This is a genomic window from Nonomuraea phyllanthi (genome assembly GCF_006334985.2).
GTDB classification, from domain to species: Bacteria; Actinomycetota; Actinomycetes; order Streptosporangiales; family Streptosporangiaceae; genus Nonomuraea; species Nonomuraea phyllanthi.
This window is the reverse complement of the sequence record NZ_VDLX02000049.1, coordinates 1-2,512: the sequence shown is the minus strand read 5'-3', so window position 1 is coordinate 2,512 and position 2,512 is coordinate 1. Positions and strand designations below refer to the sequence as shown.

The following is a 2,512-nucleotide window of genomic DNA, read 5'->3' as shown; positions in this document are numbered from 1 at the left end:
CCGGCGGCTCCACCACCGCGTATGAGTGGGACGCCGCCGGCAACCGCACCAAGGCCGGCGATGCGACGTTCACCTACGACGAGCGCAACCGCCTCACCTCCGGCGACGGCACCGACTACACCTACACCCCGCGCGGCACCCTGGCCACCAGCACCAAGGCCGGCGCCACCACCAGCTACACCTTCGACGCCTTCGACCGGCTCATCGCCGACGGCGACAGCCTCTACAGCTACGACGCCCTCGATCGCCTCACCAGCCGGATCAGCGGAACCGCCAAGCAGACGTTCGCCTACTCCGGCCTCGGCAACGACCTGGCCGCCATGAAGGACAGCGGCGGCGCCGTCCAGGCACGCTATGCGAGAGATGCCGGTGGTGGGCTGCTCGGCCTGAAGGAGGGCACCGGCGCAGCAGTGGCGGCGCTGAGCGACCTGCACGGCGACCTGGTCGCCACCTTCACCACCAGCCTGCAGGCCTCGACCGCCTACGACCCGTTCGGCGCCGTCACCGCCCAGACCGGCACCAAGACCGGTATCGGCTACCAGGGCGAGTACACCGACCCGGACACCGGCAAGCTCAACATGCACACCCGCTGGTACCAGCCCGGCACCGGCACCTTCACCAGCCGCGACACCGCCGACCTCACGCCCAGCCCGTCGGTGCAGGCCAACCGCTACACCTACGCCAACGCCTCACCCCTGACCGGCACCGACCCCACCGGCCACGCCACCATCAGCATCGGCAGCGGCTCACTCGCCGGATTCGGCTACAGCGGCTCCGGATCGAGCGCTGCCGGCTGCATCGGCTACTCCCTTGGAGCCTGCGGAGGCGACGACGCAATCGATACGTCCAACGACATGATCGGCGCCTGCCTCGCCTGCGTCACCGCAGGAGAGGTGACTTGGGACCTCTCTCAGCCCGGCGCTCTCGAATGGTACTTCGAGTATTACGTCCAGCCGAGCCTTCCCTCCTTCAGCGATGAAGAGGCGAAACGCATTGGCGCGATGACAAACGGCATGAATGCCCCAGAGGGCTATTGGGACATGACTGCCGAGGAACGCGCGGCCATCACGGAATTCATCTCATGGATGAACTTCCTCGACCCTTCACTCACCGAAGAGCAACTGCTTGGTATTCGGCCCGAATCGGCAATTGGTGGATTGCCTGCCGCCAATAGTGATCCTAAGAAGGCGAAAGATGGGTCATACTATCATCGCTACGAGCTGCTGCTTAAGTACAGTGACTATATAGAAAAAGCGGCGAGACGCTGGGATGTGGACAGGAACACTCTGACGGCTGTCCTTATCTATGAGATGATGGACCCCGAGGCGATATTTAGTGAAAGAACCGGTGGCGCGGAGGCGCCGGCACTCCTTGCCTTGCAAGGCGAGAACGGCTCGTATGGCATCGCGCAACTCGAAGCCTACAAGGTGAAGTTTTTGATGAAAAAATACAAGGGTGTGGAGCTGAGCACTTTAGAGGCCGTCGCTATGCTGATCAAGCCTAAGGAGTCAATCGGGCTAGCCGCGATGTATCTCCACTATCTAAAGACTAATATCCGAATAGATGATCATCCTGGTACCAAGGCCAAGCCGCGCCAGATTACTTGGCAAGAAGCTGCAACTGCCTACTGCGGATGCGCAGGTGTTACGATAGATAAGGGCTCTAAAGAGATTAGGATTGTAGCAGATAGATTTAAGAAATGGCGTGCTGGTGGCTCGCTATCCTCTTCTAATGCAACCGAAGGGAAGAATCGCTTCCATGCTATGGGGGGATGGGCCATGTCAGCCGCGGCAGAGTACTGGGAGTGCGTATATGGTCGATGTGGCCACTGATATGCTCGGCGAACGATCACTCGATGCGGAGATGTACTGATGCTATTCGCTCTTCATGAGCCTCGATCGGGGCTGCTCACACGAATGGGGTACGCAGTCGTCGGATTGTGGCTACTCGCCTTATGCTCGGGGTGCGGCACCCAGTGGCTGCCCACCAAGCTGCAGGCAGATGCGACCGCGCTCTATGAGGTGCGGAGCATTGGCAAACTGGTAGCGCAGACGGCGATCGAGCTCGGATATGAAGGTGCTGTTCAGATCACCGACATCCTAGTGCTGGATCTCGCAAAACCTGTTTATCAAGAGGCGCTCGACACCGCACACGACAGGCTGCGGAAGCAAGGTTGGAAAGACGTTGGGAATCGCTCAGATGTCATAGATATGGAGTCTTCTAAATGGGCGAAGACATATCTCGAAATGGGCTCCATGGAAATGCTCGAGCAATATGAAGCTACCCAAAAGCCGGAGATAATTAAGAAGCTAAAAGATGACCCATCGCACAATGTATATCTGGTGGTTAGTTTGACTAAGTCGGGATAGTGATAGCTCGGGAATATTTCTTAGGTTGATCTTCAGAACGTGATCAGCTCCGAGCTGCGTGATCCTGTGGGGGCGTGGTGGGGAGTGGCGAGTGCTGCCTTGCTGGTGTCCTTCGTTGTGGGTCGGAGTGTGATGACGTATGC

The 2,512-nt window shown here is 59.0% G+C and carries 2 protein-coding genes; both read left to right on the top strand.

Annotated features, from left to right (window positions below):
* Window positions 1-1,832, top strand: a 1,832-nt coding sequence (locus tag FH608_RS51055) for an RHS repeat domain-containing protein (protein ID WP_139638455.1), incomplete at its 5' end; no start/stop codon positions are given.
* A gap of 84 nt (window positions 1,833-1,916) precedes the next feature.
* Window positions 1,917-2,369 carry a hypothetical protein gene (locus FH608_RS51050; protein ID WP_139638454.1) on the top strand — a complete coding sequence of 151 codons (453 nt, stop codon included), beginning with the start codon at window positions 1,917-1,919 and terminating at the stop codon, window positions 2,367-2,369.
* Window positions 2,370-2,512: the final 143 nt, after the last annotated feature.

Coding starts and splice junctions, on each gene's coding strand:
- FH608_RS51050 (WP_139638454.1), top strand. CDS start 1,917: ATGGGGTACGCAGTCGTCGGATTGTGGCTACTCGCCTTATGCTCGGGG.